General features: G+C 50.9%; 28 protein-coding genes. 2 read left to right on the top strand and 26 right to left on the bottom strand.

Annotation, left to right across the window (positions count from 1 at the left end; all coding sequences use genetic code 11):
* Positions 1 to 91 precede the first annotated feature (91 nt).
* From DCCM_RS06590 to DCCM_RS06575, 4 genes are all read right to left on the bottom strand, one after another.
* Entirely contained in the window at positions 92 to 556 is a 465-nt protein-coding gene (locus DCCM_RS06590; RefSeq protein ID WP_104371647.1) for a hypothetical protein, read from the bottom strand.
* A gap of 117 nt (positions 557 to 673) precedes the next feature.
* On the bottom strand, positions 674 to 2194 hold the full coding sequence (guaA, locus tag DCCM_RS06585) for a glutamine-hydrolyzing GMP synthase (RefSeq protein ID WP_104371650.1): 1521 nt from the start codon (positions 2192 to 2194) through the stop codon (positions 674 to 676).
* A gap of 45 nt (positions 2195 to 2239) precedes the next feature.
* Positions 2240 to 2785, bottom strand: a complete 546-nt coding sequence (hpt, locus tag DCCM_RS06580) for a hypoxanthine phosphoribosyltransferase (RefSeq protein ID WP_104371646.1) — start codon at positions 2783 to 2785, stop codon at positions 2240 to 2242.
* 155 nt (positions 2786 to 2940) lie between these two features.
* On the bottom strand, positions 2941 to 3657 hold the full coding sequence (locus DCCM_RS06575) for a LolA-like protein (RefSeq protein ID WP_104371645.1): 717 nt from the start codon (positions 3655 to 3657) through the stop codon (positions 2941 to 2943).
* A gap of 171 nt (positions 3658 to 3828) precedes the next feature.
* Between DCCM_RS06575 and DCCM_RS06570 the strand changes: the two genes are divergently transcribed.
* On the top strand, positions 3829 to 4149 hold the full coding sequence (locus tag DCCM_RS06570; protein ID WP_104371649.1) for a nucleotide pyrophosphohydrolase: 321 nt from the start codon (positions 3829 to 3831) through the stop codon (positions 4147 to 4149).
* Positions 4150 to 4293: 144 nt separating this feature from the next.
* Entirely contained in the window at positions 4294 to 5646 is a 1353-nt protein-coding gene (locus DCCM_RS06565) for a DUF1015 domain-containing protein (RefSeq protein ID WP_104371644.1), read from the top strand.
* A gap of 189 nt (positions 5647 to 5835) precedes the next feature.
* Here the strand turns inward: DCCM_RS06565 and fliY are convergent, their stop codons facing one another.
* From fliY to DCCM_RS06455, 22 genes are all read right to left on the bottom strand, one after another.
* Positions 5836 to 7152 carry a flagellar motor switch phosphatase FliY gene (gene fliY, locus DCCM_RS06560; protein WP_104371643.1) on the bottom strand — a complete coding sequence of 439 codons (1317 nt, stop codon included), beginning with the start codon at positions 7150 to 7152 and terminating at the stop codon, positions 5836 to 5838.
* A complete protein-coding gene (gene fliM, locus DCCM_RS06555; protein ID WP_104371642.1) occupies positions 7145 to 8143 on the bottom strand; it encodes a flagellar motor switch protein FliM in 999 nt (332 codons plus the stop codon). Before fliM ends, fliY begins: the two co-directional genes overlap by 8 nt.
* Before the next feature lie 42 nt (positions 8144 to 8185).
* Entirely contained in the window at positions 8186 to 8557 is a 372-nt protein-coding gene (locus tag DCCM_RS06550) for a response regulator (protein WP_104371641.1), read from the bottom strand.
* 39 nt (positions 8558 to 8596) lie between these two features.
* Positions 8597 to 9220 carry a chemotaxis protein CheC gene (locus DCCM_RS06545; RefSeq protein WP_104371640.1) on the bottom strand — a complete coding sequence of 208 codons (624 nt, stop codon included), beginning with the start codon at positions 9218 to 9220 and terminating at the stop codon, positions 8597 to 8599.
* Positions 9221 to 9414: 194 nt separating this feature from the next.
* Complete coding sequence (locus DCCM_RS06540) at positions 9415 to 10185, bottom strand: CheR family methyltransferase (RefSeq protein WP_104371639.1); 771 nt, start codon at positions 10183 to 10185, stop codon at positions 9415 to 9417.
* A gap of 1 nt (position 10186) precedes the next feature.
* Positions 10187 to 10687 carry a chemotaxis protein CheD gene (locus DCCM_RS06535; RefSeq protein WP_104371638.1) on the bottom strand — a complete coding sequence of 167 codons (501 nt, stop codon included), beginning with the start codon at positions 10685 to 10687 and terminating at the stop codon, positions 10187 to 10189.
* 15 nt (positions 10688 to 10702) lie between these two features.
* Positions 10703 to 11485 carry a flagellar basal-body rod protein FlgG gene (gene flgG, locus DCCM_RS06530; RefSeq protein ID WP_104371637.1) on the bottom strand — a complete coding sequence of 261 codons (783 nt, stop codon included), beginning with the start codon at positions 11483 to 11485 and terminating at the stop codon, positions 10703 to 10705.
* A gap of 1 nt (position 11486) precedes the next feature.
* Positions 11487 to 12251: a flagellar basal-body rod protein FlgF gene (gene flgF / locus DCCM_RS06525; RefSeq protein WP_104371636.1), complete on the bottom strand. Its 765-nt coding sequence runs from the start codon at positions 12249 to 12251 to the stop codon at positions 11487 to 11489.
* Between the two features lie 14 nt (positions 12252 to 12265).
* Positions 12266 to 13021, bottom strand: a complete 756-nt coding sequence (locus DCCM_RS06520; RefSeq protein WP_104371635.1) for a FliA/WhiG family RNA polymerase sigma factor — start codon at positions 13019 to 13021, stop codon at positions 12266 to 12268.
* Positions 13022 to 13043: 22 nt separating this feature from the next.
* Positions 13044 to 13946, bottom strand: a complete 903-nt coding sequence (locus DCCM_RS06515) for a MinD/ParA family protein (protein ID WP_104371634.1) — start codon at positions 13944 to 13946, stop codon at positions 13044 to 13046.
* Positions 13915 to 15102: a flagellar biosynthesis protein FlhF gene (locus tag DCCM_RS06510; RefSeq protein ID WP_104371633.1), complete on the bottom strand. Its 1188-nt coding sequence runs from the start codon at positions 15100 to 15102 to the stop codon at positions 13915 to 13917. Before DCCM_RS06510 ends, DCCM_RS06515 begins: the two co-directional genes overlap by 32 nt.
* Positions 15099 to 17180, bottom strand: coding sequence for a flagellar biosynthesis protein FlhA (flhA, locus tag DCCM_RS06505; protein ID WP_104371632.1), 2082 nt, complete (start codon positions 17178 to 17180; stop codon positions 15099 to 15101). Before flhA ends, DCCM_RS06510 begins: the two co-directional genes overlap by 4 nt.
* Positions 17181 to 17234: 54 nt before the next feature.
* On the bottom strand, positions 17235 to 18311 hold the full coding sequence (gene flhB, locus DCCM_RS06500) for a flagellar biosynthesis protein FlhB (RefSeq protein WP_104371631.1): 1077 nt from the start codon (positions 18309 to 18311) through the stop codon (positions 17235 to 17237).
* Positions 18311 to 19075 carry a flagellar biosynthetic protein FliR gene (gene fliR, locus DCCM_RS06495; RefSeq protein WP_104371630.1) on the bottom strand — a complete coding sequence of 255 codons (765 nt, stop codon included), beginning with the start codon at positions 19073 to 19075 and terminating at the stop codon, positions 18311 to 18313. Before fliR ends, flhB begins: the two co-directional genes overlap by 1 nt.
* A gap of 7 nt (positions 19076 to 19082) precedes the next feature.
* On the bottom strand, positions 19083 to 19352 hold the full coding sequence (fliQ, locus tag DCCM_RS06490; RefSeq protein ID WP_104371629.1) for a flagellar biosynthesis protein FliQ: 270 nt from the start codon (positions 19350 to 19352) through the stop codon (positions 19083 to 19085).
* A gap of 88 nt (positions 19353 to 19440) precedes the next feature.
* Positions 19441 to 20193: a flagellar type III secretion system pore protein FliP gene (fliP, locus tag DCCM_RS06485; protein WP_104371628.1), complete on the bottom strand. Its 753-nt coding sequence runs from the start codon at positions 20191 to 20193 to the stop codon at positions 19441 to 19443.
* Positions 20194 to 20217: 24 nt separating this feature from the next.
* A complete protein-coding gene (gene fliO / locus DCCM_RS06480) occupies positions 20218 to 20592 on the bottom strand; it encodes a flagellar biosynthetic protein FliO (RefSeq protein WP_104371627.1) in 375 nt (124 codons plus the stop codon).
* A complete protein-coding gene (locus tag DCCM_RS06475; protein ID WP_104371626.1) occupies positions 20589 to 20969 on the bottom strand; it encodes a FliM/FliN family flagellar motor switch protein in 381 nt (126 codons plus the stop codon). Before DCCM_RS06475 ends, fliO begins: the two co-directional genes overlap by 4 nt.
* A 19-nt stretch (positions 20970 to 20988) precedes the next feature.
* Positions 20989 to 21486, bottom strand: a complete 498-nt coding sequence (locus DCCM_RS06470) for a flagellar basal body-associated FliL family protein (RefSeq protein ID WP_165792036.1) — start codon at positions 21484 to 21486, stop codon at positions 20989 to 20991.
* Positions 21487 to 21559: 73 nt separating this feature from the next.
* Positions 21560 to 22375 (bottom strand): flagellar hook-basal body complex protein, encoded by an 816-nt coding sequence (locus DCCM_RS06465; protein ID WP_104371624.1) that lies wholly within the window; start codon positions 22373 to 22375, stop codon positions 21560 to 21562.
* Between the two features lie 105 nt (positions 22376 to 22480).
* Complete coding sequence (locus DCCM_RS06460) at positions 22481 to 22888, bottom strand: TIGR02530 family flagellar biosynthesis protein (RefSeq protein WP_104371623.1); 408 nt, start codon at positions 22886 to 22888, stop codon at positions 22481 to 22483.
* Between the two features lie 28 nt (positions 22889 to 22916).
* Positions 22917 to 23309, bottom strand: coding sequence for a flagellar hook assembly protein FlgD (locus tag DCCM_RS06455; RefSeq protein ID WP_104371622.1), 393 nt, complete (start codon positions 23307 to 23309; stop codon positions 22917 to 22919).
* Position 23310 lies beyond the last annotated feature (1 nt).

Raw genomic sequence — 23310 nt, 5'->3', positions numbered from 1 at the left:
TATTTCACTTTTGGCAAGGCATACCCCTCCCTCCCTGGAAAGAGTATACTATAAAAATGAATTGTAATATAGTCTTAGTATTGACAATGTACTAGTCTTCCTCCTCTACTGTCCACTCATCGCTCCAGCCCATTATTTTTTTAATTTTAGCCGAATTATTATTGATAAAATTGGTGGCGAACCTGTCCGCGTCGCTTTCCGATTTCTCTTCGTCCTCATCCTTTGTAAAGAGTCCCTTGACATACTGGTATCTGTGCCTTAACTCATGCGACATGGCGTGCAGGGAGTACAGCTGTTTGCTATGCAGGTCATCCCCGTCGTCGGTCTGGGCGTAGACAAAAACATAAACCGAATCGGTTGCCTGGTGGTAGGTTCCTTCCAGCTTGCCGGACAATTCCTCCCTGGACAAGTTGAAGCATTTAAAAAAGAATCTGAAAACATCCAGCCTGGTTTCGTACACCACCAGTCTGGCGGGCCTGTAATCACCGCCTAACAGCTTTAAAACCTTTTCTATTTGCCTGTTTTTAATAATATTTTGCCTGTTTATTATAATCATCGCTCACCCCGAGTCAGGGGACGACTCCCGGTTCAACGATCCCCCAGCAAGTCAGGGGACGGTTCTCCGACTCTCTTTTCTGACTCTCCGGCTCAACCGGTTCAAACGCTTCCGCCCCTACTCCCACTCAATGGTGGAAGGGGGTTTGCTGGTTATATCGTAAACCACGCGGTTTACCTCTTTTATTTCATTGACTATCCTGTTCGATATTTTTCCCAGCACATCGTAGGGTATCCTTACCCAGTCGGCGGTCATTCCGTCGTGGCTGTGCACCGCCCTGACGGCTATGGTATAGGCGTAGGTTCTCTCGTCCCCCATCACTCCTACGCTGCGCAGGCCGGGCAACACCGCGAAATACTGCCAGATTTCCCGGTCCAGTCCCGCCGCGGCTATTTCCCCGGTTACCACGGCATCCGCCTCCCGCAGAACTCTCAGTTTTTCCCCGGTTATCTCCCCGATAATCCTAACGGCCAGTCCCGGGCCTGGAAACGGCTGGCGCCATACGATTTCCTCCGGCAGCCCCAGTTCGCTGCCCAGAACCCTTACTTCATCCTTAAACAGCCAGCACAGGGGTTCAACCAGTTCAAATTTCATGTCTTTCGGAAGGCCGCCCACATTGTGGTGCGATTTGATCACAGCGGCGGTGGCGGTGCCGCTTTCCACCACGTCAGGATAAAGGGTGCCCTGCACAAGATAATCTATCTGGCCAAGTTTGGCCGATTCCTCCTCGAAGACCCTTATAAATTCCTCGCCTATAATCTTTCTTTTTCTTTCGGGATCGGTAACCCCGGCAAGTTTATCCAGAAATCTCCGGGAGGCGTCCACGTATATCAGCTTAATTTTAAACTGTTCCCTGAAGGTGGTGAGAACCTGCTCCGCCTCGCCTTTTCTTAACAGGCCGTGGTTGACGAAAACACAGGTAAGGTTGTCCCCCACAGCCCGGTGCACCAGCACAGCCGCCACGGAGGAGTCGACCCCTCCGCTTAAAGCGCAGAGCACCTTGCCTTCTCCCACTTTGTTCCTTATTTCCGCCATGGAGTGGTCTATAAAGGAACCCATGTCCCAGGTGCCGCCGCACCCGCAAACAGTATACAAAAACTGCCTCAATATGTCCTGCCCCTTAGGGGTGTGCACCACTTCAGGGTGAAACTGAACGGCGTAAAGCTTTCTGGCCGGGTCCGACATGGCGGCCACCGGGGCCAGGTCCGTTCTGGCGGTTATTTTGAACCCCGGAGGAGCGGAGTCAACCCGGTCGCCATGGCTCATCCAGCACTGTTCCAGGGATTCCAGACAGCACAGTAAATCGTCCGGCTCCACCGTATTCAGCTCTATTCTGCCGTATTCCCTCTGCACGGCCCTGGAAACCTCACCGCCCAGCTGCCTGGCCATTAGCTGCATGCCATAACATATACCCAGTACCGGCACCCCCAGGCTATATATTCCGGGGTCAACGGCGGGCGCGTTCTCCTGGTACACGCTGGAAGGTCCCCCGGAAAAAACAATACCCCTGGGGTTTTTGGCGCTTATCTGCTCCAGCGGGGTGTTATAGGGAAGCATTTCGCAAAATACTTTTAATTCTCTTATTCTCCTGGCAATCAACTGGCTGTACTGACCGCCGAAGTCCAGCACGATGACCATTTCTCTGTCCGGTGTCAATGTTCTTCCTCCGATCGATAATAATTATTATCTTTTAGCATATACTTCGGGCTTTAGAATAAAAATATCCTTTTCATTACGGTATCTTTCATTGTAATCCAGGCCGTAGCCCACCACAAACTCATCTTCTATGAAAAAGCCGTTGTAGTCAACCTCCACTTTTGCCTTGCGCCGGGCGGGCTTGTCCAGCAGGGTGCAAATTTTTAAACTGGCGGGACCCCGGGTTTCCAGGTTTTCCTTCAAATACTTAAGGGTCAGGCCGGTATCCACAATATCCTCCACTATAAGAACGTGCTTTCCCTGAATGTTGTGCTCCAGGTCTTTTAAAATCCTCACCACGCCGGAAGATTCGCTGGCTTTGCCGTAGCTGGATACGGCCATAAAATCCAGCTCCACTGGTATTCTCAACTGGCGCACCAGATCGGACATGAATATTACCGCGCCCTTTAATATCCCCACCACCAGCAGGTTGTCTTTATCCATATAATCCCGGGAAATCAAATCTCCCAGCTCTTTAACCCGGAAGTTTATTTCCTTTTCAGTAATCAGTGTTTTTTTGGCGTCGGGATGCACGAATAACCCCCCCTAATAATAAGTGGACATTCCTTCCGAATTTGTTAGAGTAAAAATTAAAAAACCTAGAAGGAGTGTCCCTTTCCATAGATTGGATTATTATATCAGTGGGGGTTAAATATTGTCAACGAGTATCGGCATGCAGGCCTTAAAAATCAACTTCCCGTCTCTATTCCCGGTTTTTCAATAATCAGGGGTTCATTAAAATCCCAAAACTTCATTTCCACGGTCATACCCTTTTGCCCGGCTGGCAGATTCGCTTCCAGTACCGCCTTTCTAATCAATTGATCTTTGGGGTCCGCCCAAATTTTGTAGTCATAGTCCACGTATTTGAATTCAAGATAGGGATTGGACACCGAAGGCTTTAGTTCCATTAACACCGTTTTCACACCGTCAACCCGTTCACTGCCGGATACTTTCACTTCCGGAACATCCTTAAAATTAAACATCGAAAGGGGATTAAACTCAGTTAAAAACAGCTCTGCCTGGGCTAATTTACTGTCCTCCAGGGTTATCCAGCGGCTTGACCAGGGATCCTTCATATAAGTGACATCGGAAATTTGAATAAACTCTATGTCCCTGGACTTCAACATGGCTCCTTTAATATGCACCCTGTCCGGCTCCACCCTTTCCCCCTGAACGGTGGAAATGACATCGCTGCCGTTTTGTTTAACCTCAACACTGTAACGGTAGCTGTGGCTGGTCAGGGTATTTTGAAGAGAGTGGTTAAAAAGCTCTTCAGGAACCACTTTAGCAGTACCAAGCAGTGAAATCACGCCCCATACCAAAACAAACAACAGAGATGCCGCCGCCGCACCGGCAGTCAACAAGGTTCTTTTTCTGTCCAATCTGAACCCGAATGGCAAACGCATTCCCGCCCCCCCATTCATCCCTTTATAAAAATATACTTTTGCCGGTGGCCAAATATGACTGAACATGTCAGGAGAGAAAGAACCCGCGGGGGTCTCCGGTTCATTTATGCGAACATATGTGATAACATTAGGATGTTGGAAAGGGTTAACGCGGGGAGGAATAATTCCATTATGGACATTAGGACTATGCAACGGGAAGTGGACCAGTGGATAGGTCAGTTTGAGGAAGGGTACTGGCATCCCCTGAGTATGCTGGCCAGGTTGATAGAGGAAGTGGGGGAACTGTCCAGGGAAATAAATCACAGTTACGGGCAGAAACCCAAAAAACCCGAAGAACCTGCGGGATCCATAGAACTGGAACTGGCGGACATACTTTTTATTATTATATGCTATGCCAATTCGTTAAACATAGATCTGGAGGAGGCCTTTACCAGGATGATGGAGAAATACCGCTCCAGGGACAGCAACCGCTGGACCAGGAAAGAAGTTTGACCTGCAGGAATAAATATATTGTTATAGAATATTACCATTCGCGACATATGTTGGGGACATTCCTTCGTGAAATTGTTAAGAGGCAGGGAGTTTCCACGAACATTGGAAGGTGTGTCCCCCGACCTTATTTAGGAGGATTTATAAATGGCTTATATAACACCCATCCGGGCACTTCGCTACAACACTTCGCTGGTACCCGACCTGGCGCAGGTGATAACCCCCCCTTACGACGTTATAGACGCCGAGGCCCAGGATAAATATTACCGGCGCCACCCCAACAATATTATACGGCTGGAATACGGCAAGACTTTCCCCCAGGACACCGAGGACAACAACCGCTACACCCGGGCGGCGGCGGATTTCAGTTCATGGCAGGGAAAGGGCATACTGCTGGGGGAGAACAAACCCGCCCTATATATGTACAAACAAACATTCAGTGTTAACGGAGAAAGCAAAACCCGCACGGGTTTGATGGCGGGAGTAAAAATAGAGCCCTATGAAAAGGGTGTGGTGCTGCCCCACGAAGAAACGCTGCCCAAGCATAAAGCCGACCGCCTGGCCCTTATGCAGGCCTGCGGCGCTAATTTCAGCCCTATTTTCAGCCTCTACTCGGACCCTGATAAACAGGTGGAAAAAATAACTGCCCTACGCCTGGAAGATACACCGGAAATCGACTTTACCTCGGAGGACGGGCAGCGCCACAGGCTGTGGGTTTTAGACGACCCCGCTTTAATAACCCCGATTCAAAACGCCCTGGCTCACATGGTAATTTTCATAGCCGACGGGCACCACCGCTATGAAACAGCTCTTAATTACAGAAACTTGCTTAGGGAAAGAAACAACACAACGGCAAAAGAGCCGCAGCCCTACGATTTTGTGATGATGACCCTGGTAAATCTTTATGACCCGGGACTGGTTGTGCTGCCCACCCACCGACTGGTCAGGAACCTGCCGGAACAGTTAACCGGCAGCCTTATGGGCGGTATCGAACAGTATTTCACAGCGGAACCCTTTACCTTTGATGAAAACCACGGCAACTTCCAGAATTTCATGGAAATCCTGGCTCAAAAAGGCAGGCAAAGCGCAGCCGGGGAGATATCGGCCCATTCACACGCCTTCGGCCTGTATAAAGGCAACCGGGAGGGATACATAATTACCCTTAAAAATGGCGTTAACCCCAGGGAAATCATGGCCCTGGACAAATCCCGGGAATGGTGCGGCCTGGATGTTTCCGTGCTGCATACCCTGATTATGGAAAAATATTTGGGGATTGGCGGGGAGCAGAGAGCCAGTGAAAGCAATCTCACATACACCAGGGATGAAATTGAAGCCCTGAAGAAAGTAGACCGGGGTGAATACCAGATGGTTTTCTTTTTAAACCCCACCCTGGTGGAAGAAGTTACCGCTGTGGCGGCCAAAAGGGAAAAAATGCCTCAGAAATCCACTTTCTTTTATCCCAAATTGCCCACCGGTATCCTACTGGCCAAATTGTCTTAGAAAAGAAAAAGCACAACAACTGGGGAGAGTCAAAGAAGAACCGTCCCTGACTCTTATGGAGCTTTTTGAACGGCCTCGGGCTGGTAGTTAATCAACATGCACAGCCTTTTATTAATGGATTCTTCAACATTCCCCTAGAAAAAAGAAAAAGTGCGACAAGAGAGAACCGTCCCCGTTGTCGCACTATTTTTATGCCTTTAATTGTTTTATCCTCTCCTCCGGGCTGATAATGCTGGTGATACGCACTCCGAAATTTTCGTTTACCACCACCACTTCACCCCTTGCCACCAGGGTGCCGTTTACCAGTATCTCCACGGGCTCATCCACCAGCGACTGCAATTCCACTATGGCTCCCGGAGTAAGATTCAGAACCTCTTTTATGGGCCTCTTGGTACGGCCCAGTATTACACTGACCCTTAGGGGAACGTCCAGCAGCAGCTCCAGTTTCCGCTGTTCCACCTGGGTCAGGCTGGGAAAACTATATGTAACCGGTTGCGAGACCGGCGGGACTCCGTAGGTTTGGCCGCCGGTGGTTTGCCCCTTTGCCCCTGGGGCCCGGGTTTCACTCACTTGCCCCTGGGACCCGGCGGTTTGCCGTGGTTGTGGCGCCTCCGCACCCATAAAGCCCTGTATTACCGATTCCGCGGTGGCCAGCGGGGTCTGTTCGGTTATGGGTGCTTCCTCCGCCATATCCGTATAATTATCGTCGAAGGACCCCGCAGGCTCAGGTTCCGGAAGACTTGCTTCTCCCGCGGACATTCCCATGAGATATTCCCAAAGCAGGGCTGCCTCCTCTTTAGCCGTCTCTATGCTTAAAACCTGCATTATCTCCGTATCCAGCAGGTTGCCTATTTGCATATTAAATGAAATCACCACCACCGGATCGCCGGCCGGAAGGCGGTAGGTCATTACTTCCTGGCTTTTCAAAAGATTGGTTGTGGGCGGTGATATATTAATCATCCGGCCGAACATGTTGGAGAGGGATGTGGAAGCCGTGCCAATCATCTGGTTCATGGCCTCGGAAGCCGCGCTGATTTCAATTTCTCCTATTTCATCCTCACTGGGATTGGAGCCGTCCCCTCCCATCATCAAATCCGCTATCACGCTGGCGTCTCTCAGGCGCAGCACCAGCACGTTAAATCCCTGCAGACCGGAAACGTATTCCACCTGAATAAAAACATAGGGCACGGAAAATGTGTTGAACATTTGCTCCTGGGTTAGGATGTTAACCTTGGGGCTGGTTATGGTCACCTTTTGCCTTAACAATTCCGAAAGGGTGGTGGAAGCCGAGCCCATGGTTATATTTCCTATTTCACCCAGAGAGTCTTTTTCCTCGTGGGTCAAATATTCCCCGTCCACCGCTACGGTCACCGGGGCGGTTTCCGCCGGGGCTTCCTGTCCCGCCTCAACTGCGGGCGCTTCCGGAGCAACTTCCGGCTCACCTGCTGTACCATTAAGCAAGGCGTCGATTTCCGCCTGACTGAGCATGCCACTGTTGTCACCCATTTACCCTGCCCCCTTCGGTTAAAGACACCACCTGAACGGCTAGTTTTCTATTCATCCTGCCGGCCTGCACTCCGAATTTCATTTCTCCCTCAATTAACAGGTTCAGGTCCTGGTCCAGGCGCCGGTTCAACACCAGCACGTCCCCGGTATTTAAATTTAAAAAATCATTAATACTCACGTCCACCTCACCCAGTACCACGTCCAAACCAACATTTGAGTAACCCAGCCAGTGCTTGAGCCACTTCATGTCTTCGTCCCTGGGGCCGCTGGATTGTCTCAAAAACTGCTGGCGCACCGAAAGACGGGATATCATTGGCTCCAGAACAATAAATGGAAGGCACAGGTTAATCAGGCCCCTGGGCTCATCGTTCAGCGATACGGAAAAGGTTATCAGCGCCACAACCTCGTTGGGCGAATATAACTGCTGCATCCTGGGATTTGTTTCAATTCCCTGTATATTGGGCTCTATCTGAAACATATCCTGCCAGGCTACCGACAGATGCTCCAGCATTCTGCTGTAAAGTTTGCGAACCACCGATACTTCTATGTCGGTTAGCTCCCTGATGGTATCCGAGCTGCTTCCGGGACCGCCGAACATCAGGTCTATCAGCGGGAAAACCACCTGGCTATTGGTTTCCATCAATACCGCACCCTCAAGGGGGGCCAACTGCAATACGGCAATAACCGTTGGACTGGGTATGGAGCGAATAAACTCCTCATAAATCATTTGACCCGTTGAGGCCACTTCAACGTTTATGGAGGATCTCAAATATCCTGAAAGAAAGCTGGAAAGCAGCCGGGCAAAATTCTGATGCAGCATTTCCAGGGTCCGTAAATGATCCTTTGAAAATTTATTGGGGCGCCTGAAATCGTAGGCCTTGGTGTGAACAGCCACCGGGCCGGACTGCTTTACCTCCTCGGCGTCCAGCTTTCCGGAGGTCAGGGCTTCCAACAAAGAATCTATTTCACCCTGGGACAGTATTTCCTGCAACAGATTTCCCTCCTTCCTAAAGCCAAACAATTATTCAATAATTTATTTGCCCCTGCTTAGCACCCTTTCCAGTGCCTGCAGCAGCCTGTCCTGCTGGAAGGGTTTGACTATAAAATCCTTTGCCCCGGCCTGAATGGCGTCCATAACCATGGACTGCTGTCCCATGGCGCTGCACATGATGATAATCGCGTTGGGGTCGATGGCCCTGATGGCCTTTACGCCCTCAATGCCGTCCATTTCCGGCATGGTTATATCCATGGTTACCACATCGGGGCTGCCGTTGGCGTACAGTTCCACCGCCTGCTTGCCGTTTTCAGCTTCGCCCACTACCTCGTAACCGTTTTTAATCACAATGTTTTTAATCATCATGCGCATGAAAGCGGCATCGTCCACAATCAGTATCTTTTTAGACACGAATATCTTCCCTCCTAAATATGTTAACTCATATTAAGCTCATTCCACAGTAAGTCCCAGGGCATTGAAAAGCACCTGGAGCGAACCCGGCTCAGTCAACAAAAAGAAATGCCCTTTGATATTGACCTCCTTCTCCTGGAATAAACGTGTCTGGATCACCAGTACCTGCTCCTCCACCCGGCCGCTGGCCACCATCAGCGATGTCAGAATGGCCCCCAGCATGTCAAAGGCGAACATGGGCACGGCCGGGGTCATGTTCAACTGGGTCATCTGGCAAAGGGCGCCTATGAAGGAGCCCGTCAGCACGTTACCTATTTCCTTTACCGCGGATTCGCCCATTTCATCCAATTCAGCAGTGCTCCCCAAATCCATTCCCATCAACAGGTCAACCAGATGAAAAGTGCTTTGGGAATCAAAAACAAAGAGCACCAAACCGGGGACATCCCCGGATATATTCAAACTCACGCATGATACCGCTTCCTCCGGCCCACCCACCAGGGCTATGGTTTCCTCCAGCGGCATAAACCGTGTCAAAGGAATGTTCATGTCAATCCTCCGGTTTACCAGTTGGGCCAGAGAGGTAACGGCATTGCCCAAGCCTATGTTGCTAATTTCCTTTAGGGCATCCATTTGAAAATCCGTAAATTTTGAATCAGTCTTCATATCATCACCTCGATTAAGGTAAGGGGACACACCTTCTAAGGGTTGGTTATAGTTCTTACTTCTATTCAATTCCGGGAAGGATTGTCCCCAACTTATGTCAGGGGACACACGCTCTAAGGATTGGCTGTAGTTCTTACTCTATATTCAACGTCGGGAAGGATTGTCCCCAACTTATGAGACACACTTACCCAAATTTATGCCACTTTACGGTAAAAGCAGGGTAACAGCTTTTCCAGCCCCAACTCCTGATAATTAAAAATCATTTCGCTGCCTCCGATAAATAGAATCCCCCCCGAAGTAAGGGCCTGGGAAAATTTACTATTAATTCTATCCTGGGCCTCCCTGGTGAAATAAATTGTCACATTGCGGCAAACTATCAGATCGTATCCCTGCCCGTAAGGTTCCGTTAAAAGATCGTGGCGTTTAAAGGTCACCTTTCTTTTTACGCTGTCTTTCACCAAATAATAATTGTTTTCTTTGGTAAAATATTTATTCAGCCGCTCCGGGTTCACGTTGCGCACCATATCCTGATTATATTTACCTACAGCGGCGGCGTTCAATATATTTTTATCAATATCCGAGGCTTCCAGGCGATGGTTCTTGCCGGGGCTGATTTCGTCCAGCAAAATGGCCAGGGAGTATGGCTCCGGGCCGTTGGAACAGGCCGCGCTCCATATTTTCAATGTATTTCTGGCCTGTAGGAGTCCGGGAAGCACTGTTTTCTGCAATTCCGCCCAGCGCAGGGGATCCCTGAAAAACTCGGAAACATTTATGGTTAACTGATCAAGGAATGTTTCATACGCCATCCGGTCTTCCCTAAGCAAACTAAAAAGGTCCCCGTATGAAGCTATTTTCTGTCTGGCCATCATACCTTCCAGCCTTCTTTTAAGCTGGTTCTCCTTGTAACTCAGCAGGTCCAGGCGGAATTGGCTCAGCATGCGCCTTTGAAATTCTGTAAAGTCCATGTCAAATCACCTTCAGCTTATTACCCATGGTACGTATGGTCACCATGCCGCTGGCGGTGTCCACAATCATGGTCCGCCCACGGTTTCCGCCCACGTCCTCGGCCAATATCCTTATATTAAGATTGGATAAAACCTCTCGTGACTTTTCCGTATTCCTTAATCCTATATTCAAAGTCATTTTTTCGTCCAGGCCGGAAAACATCTGGGCGCCACCCACCAGCTTGGCCTGCATCCGGTTGATCCTGGCCCCCATTTTCTGCAACTCCTGTATCATAAGGGGAATTCCCGTGTCGGCAAATTTAGCCAATTTGTTAACATTGGAAAACTGGGTGCTGTCCGGAAGCATTACGTGCAACAGTCCGCCTACTTTCATCATGGGGTCATAAAGGCTGACACCCACGCATGAACCCAGCCCCAGGGTGATTAAACGCCCGGGCTCCCTGGTCACTTTCAAATCGGCAATTCCCACCTGTATCTCAACGATTTCCCTTGCCGGTTCCATTTATAGTCCCCCTGGTTATTTACGTAAATTGTTGGCTATATTCCAGAGTTGATCCGCCGTTTTAAGGGACTGTGCCCCGGCCTGCAGCGCCCTTTGGGATTCAATCACCACGGCCATTTCCTCCGCCAGATCAACGTTACTCATTTCCAGGTTTTGCTGAAGCAACTGTCCCAGCCCGTTTTCCCCGGGCACTCCTTCCTCCGCGTCCCCGGATTGGTCGGTTTGCGCGTACAGGTTTCCCCCGGTGTGCTTCAAACCGTCACCATCGGGAAATTTGTACAGCAATATATTGCCCAGTTCGGTGGCCTCACCCCCGTCGTCCGTGACAATAACGGTTCCCCCGGGGGTTATATCAAAGCTTTTATAATTCTCCGGCAGGGTGATTTCCGGTTGTAGTTTATACCCGCCGGCCGTCACCAGAGTTCTCTCGGAGGTCAGTTGAAAATTGCCGTCCCTGGTGTAAGCGTAACTGCCGTCGGGAAGCTCCACCCTGAAAAATCCATTGCCGCTAATGGCTATATCCAGAGGCCTGCCTGTCTCCTTGACAACTCCCTGCTCAAAGACGGTGTTCACCGCCACCACCCTGGAGCCCGAGCCCATCAGCGGCTCTCCCGCGTTCCCGGTTAAATTTACCGGTCTGCCGCAGTCCGCCATTTTACCGTACAGTAAATCCGCAAATTCAGCCCGGCCCCTTTTAAAGGAGTTTGTGCTGATATTGGCTATGTTATTGGAGGAAATATCCATTCTGTTCAACTGGGCGTTAATTCCCGCGGCGCTGTTGCGAAGGCTTTGAATCATGCTACTTCACACTCCCAACCTGATTAATAGCCTTGGCCAGCAGTTCGTCCTGGGACTGAATGGCTTTCTGCCCGGCCTCGTAGGATCTGAAAATTTCCACCAGCTGTACCATCTGGGTGGCCAGATCAACATTGGATTGCTCCAGAAATCCCTGGGTCACCCCCGGACTGGCGGCCTCCCCGGCCGTACCATTGCCGGCGTCAAAATAATTATCTCCGGTCTTCACCAGGTTCTGCGGGTTTTCAAACTCCACTATTCTCAGTTGGTAGGTGCCGCCGTCCGCCAGGGTTATCACACCGCCGGAGTCCACCGTAAATTCGGCGTCCCCAACCTGGACCGGGCCACTGTCGGACAGTACCCTGTTGCCCCTGGAATCAACCAGATACCCCTCTTTGTCGGTATGGAACTGTCCATCCCTGGTATACAGCTCCCCTCCGTTGGCCTGCACCGCGAAAAAACCCTGGCCGGACAGGGCCAAATCCGTTGCCCTGCCGGTCTCTTTCAATATTCCCGCTGTTTGATCGGTAAAGAAACCGGACACGGCAACTCCCTGGTTGGTAAAGCCAACAGGAGACCAGCGGGCAACCCTCCTGCCGGCATTGTCCACCGTTTTTTCACGCAAAAGCATTTCCGGAAACGGTTTGGTCATAACACTGTCCTGTTTATAGCCGTTTGTGGAAACGTTTGCTATATTGTTGGTTACCACGTCCATACGCGCCTGCTGGGCGCCCAAACCCGAGGCCACAGTGTACAAACCTCTGATCACGGCAAACACCTCATCTATTTGTTCATTTGGTCCAAAATTTTCCTCAACCTGCCGATTGCCCGGCCATGCAACTGACAAACCCTGGACTCCGAAACTTCCAAAACCTTGCCTATCTCCTTTAAAGTAAGCTCTTCGTGATAATAGAGAGATAGAAGTATCTGTTCCTTTTCCGTGAGCATTTTTACCGCTTCCGCCAGGGTTCTCTTACCATCTTCCTCGGACAGCTGTTCAAGGGGGTCCAGGCTGCTTATATCCTGGATCATATCCCCGAACCGCACCTCGTCCTCCCCGGCTTTGCAGTTTTCATCGAGGGATACGGCGAAGGCATTGCTGTAATGCGCGTCCAGCCTGCGGATTTCAGCCACAGGCAGGCCCATTTCCCTGGACAGCAGCTCCTCGGTGATTTCTCCGGCCCGTTCCCTTTCCAGCCTTTCCCGCACTGATTTCAATTCCTGCATTTTCTGCCACATGCTCCGGGGGACCCAGCTCACTTTTCTTATCTCATCCAGCATGGAGCCGCGGATCCGGTGGTAGGAGTAGGCTTCAAAATCCCTGCCCAATTCAGGATCGTACTTTTCCACGGACTCCAGCAGCCCGAGAATGCCGCAGCTTTCCAAATCCTCAACCCCCATGCTGGGAGGAAGACGCACCGGTAGCCTGCCGGCTATGTATTTAACCATCCACAGGTAGTACATAACCAGTTCGGACTTTACTTCCTCTTCTTTAAAACGCCTGTATTTCTGCCATAAATCAGCTATAGCCTTATCCATTGGCCCCACTCACCACCCGGAGTTACGTGCCGGACTGACCGAACAGCCGCATTAATCTAGCGATAAAACCACCGGTCCCAATATTGCCGTCTTCCTGATGACGGTAACCGGACAACAGGTTGTGGGCCAACTGGGTTATGTTTCTGGCCGGACCGCTTCTGGGATTGTACATACACAGCGGTCTTTGCTCCTTAACCGCCTGACTGACTGAATTGTCTTTGATTACCCACCCCAGGTTATGCAGATTAATGGTTAAATAGCGGTTCACCACGGTGTCCATCCGGCTGAAGGTTTCCAATGCCTCTGTTTTATCCATGGCCTGGTTTACCACCAGCTTTACTTCTTTATGTATCCTGTAAGTGGACAAGACCTTGATCATGCTGTAGGCGTCGGTGAAAGAGGTGGGCTCGGGAATAACCACCACTATCGCCTCTCCGGCAGCGGCCACGAAACCAAGAACATTTTTTGATATGCCCGCTCCGGTGTCCACAAGCACTATATCGGCTTCCCGGTCCAGCTTTCCCAGGGAATCCACCAGTTTCTGCCTGAGCCTGTTGTCCAGGTTGGCCAGTTCAAGAAAACCGGCTCCCCCGGAAATAAGTTTAACCCCCATGGGGCCGGGAGTTATAATATCCTCCAGGCTCCTGCCGCCGTAAAGAAAATCATATAATGTTCTGGGTGGTGTTACACCCAGCAATACTTCCACATTGGCCAGGCCGAGATCGGCGTCGAAAACCACCACTCTCTGCCCCATTCCAGCCAGGGCAATGGCCAGGTTGGCCACCAGGCTGGTTTTCCCAACCCCGCCTTTACCGCTGGTTACAGCTATAACCCTGGCGCCCGGACCGGCCGGGGGATAGTGTTCCGGCAATTTAGCACCGGCCTTGATAATGTTAGGTTGAGGCAACGGCGCCGCTTTCGGCATATCGGTCAACTCCTCCGAGAACAAGTCCGGCAAGTTTTTTGGGGGTCACCGCGACCATATCGTCAGGGACCTTTTGCCCGAAGGAAACATAACTTACAGGTCTCTCCAAATTGCATACCAGATTTAAAAGGGGTCCCAGCGTCTCCGTCTCGTCCAGCCTGGTGAAAATAAATCTATTGTAGCCCAGTTTGTTGTAACCGCCGGCGCATCTTTTCAGATCCCGGAGCCTGGTGGTGGAATTCATAACCAGATAGATATCCATCTCTGTTTCCACCGACTCAAGAATATCTTTAATTTTCAGCAGCCCGCCGCTGTTGTTGGGAGCAACACCGGACGTATCAATAAATATATAGTCCTTGTCCCTGTGCCTGTCCAGCGCCTCCGCCAGTTCCCCGGTGTCGGTGGCTGAATCCACCGGGGTTTGAATGAGATTCCCGTAGTATTTCAACTCCACCAGTGAACCAACCTTGTCGCCGTTTAAAGTTATCAGCGCGGCCTGTTTATTATCCCGCATGGTCCGCATGGCCGCCATTTTTACCAGGGTCAGGGTTTTTCCCGCCCCGGCCGGCCCCACCAGCACATTGACCTTTTTATCAGCGGGATTAATATAAAACGGCTCCAGCAGTTTTGTCATACTTTCCGCCAAAAACGATTTGATTCCATGGTCGGATTCTTTGCAAACCTCCGGCACCGACTGTAAAAGGTCATTTACAATACTGTCCTGAATTTCAATACCGGACAAAATCCGCCTCCATTTACTAAATAATTCATTATTAACCGTAATTTTACCTTCTTTTTTCAACATCAAGCTAAAGGCAGGAGAAATTTTGTCGCTGTCCTCTTCTGAATTCCCTTCCTTATCCTGGCGGCCCTTTGCTGAGATTCCGGATTCAGTTGTATTAAAGGTGCTGAGCAGATCCAGAAGCTTCTGCCCGGAGGAGTCGGCGGACTCCCCTTTTGCTATAGCCCTTACCTCCTGCTTGACGGGCTCATCCAGGGCCGCGGTCACTTCAATCTGCCGGGGCGCAAACAAACCCGCCAGACCCCGCCGGGGAAGAGGATAGTTACTGACTATGACAGCATCGGGACCCAAATCCTCCCGGATCAGTTTAATAGCCTCCTGCATGTCGCGAACCACGTATTTTTTTATCTTCATTCAGCTGTCACCGTCCCCACAACCTCCACTTCAACATTCGAGGCCACTTCGTTCAGGGACAGAACCACCAGTCCCTGAATATAGCGCTCGGTAAAACGTTTAAAGGGCAGCCTTATTCTCGGGGAACACAGCACCACCGGGGTAATTCCCCGCAGGCCCGCCTTTTCCACGGCATCCTTTACCCTGTCCAATACCTGGCGGGCCAACCCGGGCTCTATCACCGGGTAAGCCCCAAGCTGGGTGGGCTGCACCGCATCCGCCAGGGTCTGCTCAAGTTTGGGATGCAGTGTCACCACCTGCAGTTTGTTATCGGGTGTTACATAAGCCCGGCAAATGGTTCTTGATAAGGCCTGCCTGGTGTGTTCGATAAGAAAGTCAATATCCTTGTTCATGCGGACACCGTCAGCCAGGGCTTCCAGAATGGTTACCAGATCCCGGATGGGAACTTTTTCCTTAAGCAGGCTCTGCAGCACCTTCTGGATATCCCCAATGGATACCAGGTCCGGCGACAGGTCGTCGAGTACCGCGGAGTCCTTTTCCCTGACCACATCCAGCAACTCCTTGACTTCCTGGCGGCCCAGCAGCTCGTGGCCGTAGTTTTTGATAAATTCCGTAAGGTGGGTTACCAGTATGGTGGAACAGTCCACCACGGTAAGCCCCAGCATTTCCACCTTGTCCTTCTCGGCGGCGGGAATCCACCAGGCGGGCAGGCCGAAGGTGGGCTCCACCGTGGGAATGCCCGGAACGGATAAATCCTGTCCCGTGGGATCCATGGCCAAATAGTGGCCGGGCATCAATTCACCTGAGGCGCTTTCCTCACCCCTCAATTTAAACACATAAGAATTGGGGGAAAGCTGCAGGTTGTCCCTGATTCTGATGGGACGCACGTAGATGCCCAGCTCAGCGGCACACTGCCGGCGCACGGCGGCCAGCCTGGCCAGCAAATCCCCGCCCACACTTTCATCTGTAAGGGGAATAAGATTGTAGCCGATTTCAATCTGCAGGGGGTCAACCTGAAAATATGAAGCAACCGCTTCCGGCTCCCTTCTCTGTTGCTGCTGAACCTGCTCCCTGGCCTCGGCCTCCCGCCGGGCCATTTCCTTTTTCTTTAATCCGCCCACCATGCTATAACCGGCGTAGCCCGCCAGCAGGGCCATAACCATAAACAGTATATTGGGCATGGCCGGAATAAGGCCCAGTATGAACAGAATTCCCGCCACCAGAAAAATAATTTTGGGGAACCTGGTAAATTGAACCGCCACGTCGGAGCCAAAACTGGCGTCGGAGGAGGCCCTGGTAACCAGTATGCCCGAGGAGGTGGAAATCAGCAGGGCCGGAATCTGGGTCACCAGACCGTCACCGATGGTGAGTATGGTGTAGGTCTGCAGCGCCTCCGTCACATCCATGTCCATGTAAATTAAACCTATGACTATGCCCCCGATGATGTTTATTATGGTAATTATTATTCCGGCTATGGCATCGCCCCGGACAAATTTGCTGGCGCCGTCCATGGCCCCGAAAAAATCGGCCTCCCGCTGCAGGCGGCGCCTGCGCTCCCTGGCCTCGTTCTCGGTGATCAGCCCGGAATTAAAATCCGCGTCAATGCTCATCTGTTTGCCGGGCATGGCGTCCAGGGTGAAACGCGCCGCCACCTCGGCCACCCGCCCGGCGCCGCTGGTAATAACCACAAACTGGATGATGGTGATAATTATAAATACTATAAAGCCAACTATGTAGTTTCCGCCCACCACAAAGCTGCCAAAGGCTTCGATGACCCTGCCGGCGTCCGCCTGCCCCAGAATAAGGCGGGTGGAGGAAATGTTCAAAGACAGCCTGTACAGAGTAGTTACCAGCAGCAGGGCCGGAAAAATGGAAAACTGCAGCGGCTCGGTGGTGAACATGGTTATAAGCACTATCACCAGGCCGATGGTGATGCTGAGAACCAGAAAAACATCCAGCACCCCCGGCGGCAGCGGGATTATGATCATCAGCACAATCATCAACACCAGGCCGGCTATGATCAGGTCCGTGTTTTTTTTCAGTTCTCCCGCCAGGGCGCTCCGCGAAAGCTGGGGCATTGCCTTACCTCCGGTTTTGTACGTCAGACTTTAAATAAACGCGGGTAAATAAAATTAATAATGAGTCCCTGTTCTTCTGTTATTCTCCCTGTATATAACCGCCAGTATCTCCGCCACCGCCTTGTAAAGCTCCGCCGGTATCTCCCGGCCCACGTCAACCTGTTTGTACAGCGCCTGGGCCAGGGGCGGGTTTTCCACCACGGGAATATTGTTTTCCCGGGCTATTTTCTTTACACTCTGGGCCAGGTCCCCGGCTCCCTTGGCCACCACCACCGGCGCGTCCGTAACGCCGTCCTGATAGCGCAGGGCAACCGCGTAGTGAATGGGGTTGGTAACCACCATGGTGGCCCTGGGAACTTCCTGGCGGATGCGGTTCATGGCTATTTCCCGCTGGCGGCGCTTCAGCCAGCCCTTTATCTGCGGGTCACCTTCCGTCTGCTTGAATTCGTCTTTTATTTCCTGTTTACTCATGCGCAATCCCCTGATGTATTCCCAGCGCTGGTACAGCATGTCCCCAATGGAAAGGACCAGAAAAGCCCCGGTGCCCGCGGCTCCCACCGCCATTATGGCGGTCATCACCTCGGCGAAGCCCTGCCCCGGCGCTTTATAGAAGGCCACCATCAGCACGGGCAAATAGCTTTTTACGATAAGAAAGCTCACCGAGCCTACGATAACTACTTTCAGTATGCTTTTGACAAGTTCCACCACGCTGCGCAGGCTGAATATCCGTTTTAAACCGTTGATGGGATTAAGCTTTTCTATTTTAGGGGTTAAAACCTCCGGCGCGAACAAAAAACCGAACTGCCCCACGTTGGCAAAAAAAGCCACCGCCAGCAACAATATGAATATGGGGGCCAGAAAGAGCACAGTGTTGATAAAATAATCAAAGAGTACCCGGGGCAGACCGGAAGGAGTCATTTTAAAGCTAAAGCAGTTCGCCAGATACCAGGTCAGTTGATGCTCCATACCGTTACCCACGTAGGGTTTAAAGGAGTAAAAGGCCACCACCGCCGCCAGCAGCACCAGGGAGGCCGTCAGATCCTTGCTGTTGGGCACCTGGCCCTTTTTTCTGGATTCCTGAAGCCTTCGCGGGGTTGGCTTTTCTGTTTTCTGCTGGCCTGACTCAGCCATTACGTCAACCCCTTAAACAAGGTATATAAATCCCTTTCCATCATCCGGAAAAGAGAGCTGAAAACCGTTCCCAGCAGCGGAACCATCACCGCCAGGGTTGCTATGCCCATGGCTATTTTTATGGGAAAGCCAAGCATGAATATATTCATCTGGGGCGCCGTTTTCCCCACCAACCCCAGGGACACGTCTATAATCATAACCACGGCGATTATGGGCAGGCATATCTGCACCGCGATGGTCATCATCCGGGCAAAAACCCGGATTAAAAACAACGCCGTGTCGCCGTCGAATTCCGCCCCGGCCAGGGGGACCATCTGAAAACTTTTAAATAATCCGGAAATAACCATATGGTGGCCATTCATGGTGAGAAAAAGGGTTATTCCCAGAAGATATAAAAATTTTGACAGCAGGGTGGTCTGCCCGCCGGTCATGGGGTCAAAAAAGTTGGACATCATAAAACCTATGTGCATGTCAAAGAGCTGGCCGGCTACGGTAAGGCTTTGCAGCGTGAAAAAACAGACCAGGCCCATTACCACTCCCACCACCGCCTCTCTCAGCACCGCCAGGGCGAAACCTATCAGCCCCCCGCTGAACTGGGAGGCGGCGGGCACCAGGGGCAGCAGCAAAACCGTCAAAACAAAGGAAAAGCCTATTTTAAGCAGCCGGGGCGTATTAGAGCCGCCGAATGCAGGCATTACAACGATAAAGGCGCTTACCCGGGTTAATATGAGAAGAAAGTTTATAGCCAGTTCATAATTTAACATATATTTATTACCTTATCACCGAGGGCAATTTGGCAAACAGCTCACCGGTATAGCCCACCATAACCTTAATCAGCCAGGGTGCAAGCAGAACCATGACGACAATGGTAACTATCAATTTTGGAACAAAGGTCAAAGACTGCTCCTGTATTTGGGTGGTAGCCTGCAGTATGCCGATAACCAGGCCAACCAGAAGACCCGCCAGAAGGATTGGAACACTCAATATCAGAACCATCACAAGGGCTTCCCTGGTTACTTGGATTACAAACGTATCAGTCATTGGTTCCTCCGCAGACGAAAATAAGGAACGGGAACTCGCCTTACCGGGCCGGCTTAACTCCTTCTTTATCAACTAATTGGCAACGGAATCAGCCGAAGCTCTCCACCAGTGATTTGACCACCAGGTACCAGCCGTCCACCATAACAAACAGCAGTATTTTAAAGGGTAGCGCTATCATTACCGGCGGCAGCATGAACATCCCCATGGACATCAAGGTGCTGGCCACCACCATGTCTATGACCAGAAAGGGCACGTAAAGCAGGAAACCCATCTGAAAGGCTGTTTTCAATTCGCTGATTACATAGGCCGGGACCACAACTGTGAGGGGCACCTCATCCCGGTTGCGGGGTTGCTCCATCTTGCTAAGGCTTACAAACAGGGCCAGGTCCTGCTCCCTGGTCTGCTTCAGCATGAAGGTCCGCAAGGGTTTGGCCGCGGCGCTGAAAAACTCCTCCTGGGACATTTTGTTGTCAAGATACGGCTTTAGAGCCTGGTCGTTAACCTGGGTAAATACCGGAGACATAATAAATATAGTAAGAAAGAGCGCCAGGGCGATTAAAACCTGGTTCGGGGGCGACTGGGGAATTCCCAGGGCGCTCCTCAGCAGCGAAAGAACCACTATGATCCTGGTAAAGCTGGTTACCATAAGCAAAAAAGCCGGGGCCAAAGACAGCAGCGACAAAAGCACCAGTATCTTAACGCTGTCCACAACTTCCCTGGGATTGTCGGTGGGACTGACGGTTAAATCTATGCCGGGAAGCGGTTCGGCACCGGAGGGGGACGGGGAGACCATAAGTATTAATAAAAGTATAAATAATAACACAGGTAATTTGAATTTCATTGTTGACTGCTCCGTTAGCTGACGTTATTCCCGGGTACGATGCTTTGCCACCTTTGAGTTAATAAAACTTATACCGCGTCCGGCGGCGGATAAAAAATTTTTTATATCCATATCACTCTCTTCCGGTGCAACCGGCCCGGGCAGTTCGTTTAATTCATTCACCAGGGTAACCCCGTTTTCATGCTGGGCCAGCAGGTAGTACCTTTCCCCAACTTCCACCAGGGTAATAAATGTCTTGGGTCCGATGGGCAACTGCTCCACAAGTCTCATCCTGCGGGTTCCGCTCAAAATACGCGAGCGCCTGGCCAGCCCGTATTTTATAAAAAAATAAGCCATGGCCGTAACCAGGGGCAGCACGATCAGCAATCTTAAGGACGCTTCAATCATCTCACCCGTCACGGCTCGCTCACCACCGGGTCATTTTCTTCTTTTTTATATATTGTTTCCATGCGTATGCCGAAATTGTTGCCGATGACCACAATCTCGCCACGCCCCAGGGGCTGGTTGTTAACGTAAATCTCCGCAGTCTCGCCCACCGGTTGGTCCAGCTCTATAACGGAATCCTCGCCAATTTTAATAATATCCCTTATTTTCATTACGCTGGCGCCCAGTTCGGCGGTTATATTAACCTGAATATTTTCCAGGTAGTGGACGCTGACACGCATTTTATCCATAAAGGGGGCACGGTCAAATGAAGGGAAATCCACTTTATTTATTGAGGTTTCACTTTCCTGCATGCGGTTAAGAAATTCTTTCAGTTCCTCTTCCTTCATCATAACAAAATTCCCCCGTTGTTTACTGAATTAGAAAATCAGTGAAATAAATCTTCTCTACTTTACCTTTCTGCAACTTCTTATTAATTGAATTAATGATTTCAGCCTTGACCTCTTCTTCCTTGGGCACAGGACGAATGTCGTCAACGGTTTTGGTCCTTAAAATATGTAAAATACTCTCCTGAATAAAGGGCTTTTCTTTCTCCAGCTCCTGGGCAAACTTTTCATTCTTGGGGTACTCCAGAACAATTTTAACCCTCAAATAACGGGAACCGTCCTCATCGGCCAGATTAATCACCCTATCCCCCAGATCCAGCTGTTCCATCTCAGGGGGGGCGGCCGCCTTTGCTTTGGGAGCAAGTCCGGGAATACCTATAAAATACGCCAGGGCTCCCACGACCACTGCTCCAAAGATAACGGAACCCAAAGCAATGGCCACAATTTTTGCTATGCCGCCATTATTTTTCTTTGATTTAGCAGTGTTTTCTCCTTCATTACCGGTCTGTTTTTTTCCAGCCATTTTCATCACCCTGTGATTGCCGCCCGGCGCGTAAGGCCGGGCAGCAGATTTTGTTATTGCTTGCTACGGCTTTTTACCGTTTGAGGTTGATCAGCTCTTCCAAAAGCGTGTCCGATACCGTGATAATCCTTGATCCCGCCTGATAACCGCGCTGGGTGGTAATCATATTGGTAAACTCTTCACTCAGATCAACATTTGACATTTCCAGATAACCGGAATTTATTTCACTTCCCATTTCCGAGGGTAACGTTCCGGTGTTCATATCTTCACCGGAGGCGATTGTCTGGCTGAATAAATTGCTTCCCTTTCTCTCCAGCCCCTCGGGGTTGTTGAAAACAGCCAGGGTCAGCTGTATTTCAACCGTGGAATCATCATTATTGATAACGGTAATCTTGCCGTTTTTATCAATGCTGATAGATGCGATTTGGGTCAAATCGGAACCCACCGACTGGGGAGAGTTGCTTTCGTCAAGCAGGTAATAACCGTTGGCATTGACGAGATAACCCTCCTTGTCCAGGTAAAAACTGCCCTCACGGGTATACAGTATGCTGCTGTTGTCGGCCACGGAGCCGCCGCCATCCGGGGAAGCCTGCTGGACCTTAAAGAAACCCTGGCCGTTAATTGCCAGATCCAGGGTCCTTCCGGTCATCTGCTGCGGCCCGTTTCCCATATTGTTTCCAATTGCGGACAGGGTGGTGCCTGTGCCTACCTGGGCGGCGTTTACGCTGGCGCCGCCGCTCCTCAGCAGCTGGTTCAAGTTATCCTGGAAAGTCGTTCTTGACGACTTGAAGCCGTAGGTGTTTACGTTGGCAATATTGTTGGCAACGGTATCCATCCGGACCTGGTGGCTTTTAACACTGGAAACCCCTGAAAACAATGATCTAATCAATTACTAGCCCTCCTTAAACAAGTGGTTCAACCGCCTCCGTCGTTCGGCAGTCGGTACGGCCTCCACAGCTGGGCCGGCCGTTTTGGACATGAATGGCGAGCCGTCTCACTTCACAATTACCGCGCTGTCTATGTTGGTAAAAACGTGTTCTTTTAACGATTCCCCATCCATGGCGGTGATCAGCGTATTGTTTTTTATGCTGGCTACCAGGGCAATATCCCCGTACATTACCAGCGACTCCCGGGAACCCTTGGCCGCGGCCTTTTGTACGGCGTTTTCAATCTTTGCCATATCCTCCCTGCCCAGCACAATGTTTCTTTCCTTCAGCCTGCGCTCCGCATGGGCCGACAGTTTCAGCCCGCCGGTCCGGGTTATGCTTTGCTGCAACAGCTCTCCGAAGGAACCTGCTTTTCCGATACCGGCGCTGTTATTTACATTGCCTGTTTTACCGCGGTCCAGGGGCAGGGGCGCTATTATCCGGATTCCCGCGGGATCCCGGTTCTCAATCTTCATGTCGGCTCCCCCCTAGGGTTAACCCAGTTTATTCTTCAACATTCTCCACCTGTATTACTTTTTTCAGATCATAGCCTTGGTCGTCTATATATACCTTTACCATATCGTCAACTATGGCCGCTTTTTCCACAACGCCGGTTATCACGGTATCGTTGTCGTTTACCGTTACCTGCTTTCCGATTAACTGGCTGGCCTGGGAAAACTGGGTGAATCTGTTCAGCTCGGTAAGGGTTTGCAGGGACGTAAATTGGGCCATTTGCGCTATGAACTCTTCATTGCTCTGGGGCTCCAGGGGATCCTGGTTTTTTAGCTGCTCCATCATCAGTATAAGAAAGTCGTTTTGATCAAGTTCCTTCTTGGGCGTCCGGGTTTTGTCAGGCAGGGTATAATCGCCGGACGTTACTCCTGTTACACCGGCCATG

The sequence above is a fragment of the Desulfocucumis palustris genome (assembly GCF_002933875.1).
GTDB lineage: Bacteria > Bacillota > Desulfotomaculia > Desulfotomaculales > Desulfocucumaceae > Desulfocucumis > Desulfocucumis palustris.
This window is presented reverse-complemented; position numbering and strand designations above follow the sequence as displayed.

Coding starts and splice junctions, on each gene's coding strand:
- DCCM_RS06590 (WP_104371647.1), bottom strand. CDS start 556: ATGATTATAATAAACAGGCAAAATATTATTAAAAACAGGCAAATAGAA.
- guaA (WP_104371650.1), bottom strand. CDS start 2,194: ATGGTCATCGTGCTGGACTTCGGCGGTCAGTACAGCCAGTTGATTGCC.
- DCCM_RS06575 (WP_104371645.1), bottom strand. CDS start 3,657: ATGCGTTTGCCATTCGGGTTCAGATTGGACAGAAAAAGAACCTTGTTG.
- DCCM_RS06570 (WP_104371649.1), top strand. CDS start 3,829: ATGGACATTAGGACTATGCAACGGGAAGTGGACCAGTGGATAGGTCAG.
- DCCM_RS06565 (WP_104371644.1), top strand. CDS start 4,294: ATGGCTTATATAACACCCATCCGGGCACTTCGCTACAACACTTCGCTG.
- fliY (WP_104371643.1), bottom strand. CDS start 7,152: ATGGGTGACAACAGTGGCATGCTCAGTCAGGCGGAAATCGACGCCTTG.
- DCCM_RS06545 (WP_104371640.1), bottom strand. CDS start 9,220: ATGAAGACTGATTCAAAATTTACGGATTTTCAAATGGATGCCCTAAAG.
- DCCM_RS06540 (WP_104371639.1), bottom strand. CDS start 10,185: ATGGACTTTACAGAATTTCAAAGGCGCATGCTGAGCCAATTCCGCCTG.
- DCCM_RS06535 (WP_104371638.1), bottom strand. CDS start 10,687: ATGGAACCGGCAAGGGAAATCGTTGAGATACAGGTGGGAATTGCCGAT.
- flgG (WP_104371637.1), bottom strand. CDS start 11,485: ATGATTCAAAGCCTTCGCAACAGCGCCGCGGGAATTAACGCCCAGTTG.
- DCCM_RS06520 (WP_104371635.1), bottom strand. CDS start 13,021: ATGGATAAGGCTATAGCTGATTTATGGCAGAAATACAGGCGTTTTAAA.
- DCCM_RS06515 (WP_104371634.1), bottom strand. CDS start 13,946: ATGCCGAAAGCGGCGCCGTTGCCTCAACCTAACATTATCAAGGCCGGT.
- DCCM_RS06510 (WP_104371633.1), bottom strand. CDS start 15,102: ATGAAGATAAAAAAATACGTGGTTCGCGACATGCAGGAGGCTATTAAA.
- flhA (WP_104371632.1), bottom strand. CDS start 17,180: ATGCCCCAGCTTTCGCGGAGCGCCCTGGCGGGAGAACTGAAAAAAAAC.
- flhB (WP_104371631.1), bottom strand. CDS start 18,311: ATGGCTGAGTCAGGCCAGCAGAAAACAGAAAAGCCAACCCCGCGAAGG.
- fliR (WP_104371630.1), bottom strand. CDS start 19,075: ATGTTAAATTATGAACTGGCTATAAACTTTCTTCTCATATTAACCCGG.
- fliQ (WP_104371629.1), bottom strand. CDS start 19,352: ATGACTGATACGTTTGTAATCCAAGTAACCAGGGAAGCCCTTGTGATG.
- fliP (WP_104371628.1), bottom strand. CDS start 20,193: ATGAAATTCAAATTACCTGTGTTATTATTTATACTTTTATTAATACTT.
- DCCM_RS06475 (WP_104371626.1), bottom strand. CDS start 20,969: ATGATGAAGGAAGAGGAACTGAAAGAATTTCTTAACCGCATGCAGGAA.
- DCCM_RS06470 (WP_165792036.1), bottom strand. CDS start 21,486: ATGGCTGGAAAAAAACAGACCGGTAATGAAGGAGAAAACACTGCTAAA.
- DCCM_RS06460 (WP_104371623.1), bottom strand. CDS start 22,888: ATGAAGATTGAGAACCGGGATCCCGCGGGAATCCGGATAATAGCGCCC.
- DCCM_RS06455 (WP_104371622.1), bottom strand. CDS start 23,309: ATGGCCGGTGTAACAGGAGTAACGTCCGGCGATTATACCCTGCCTGAC.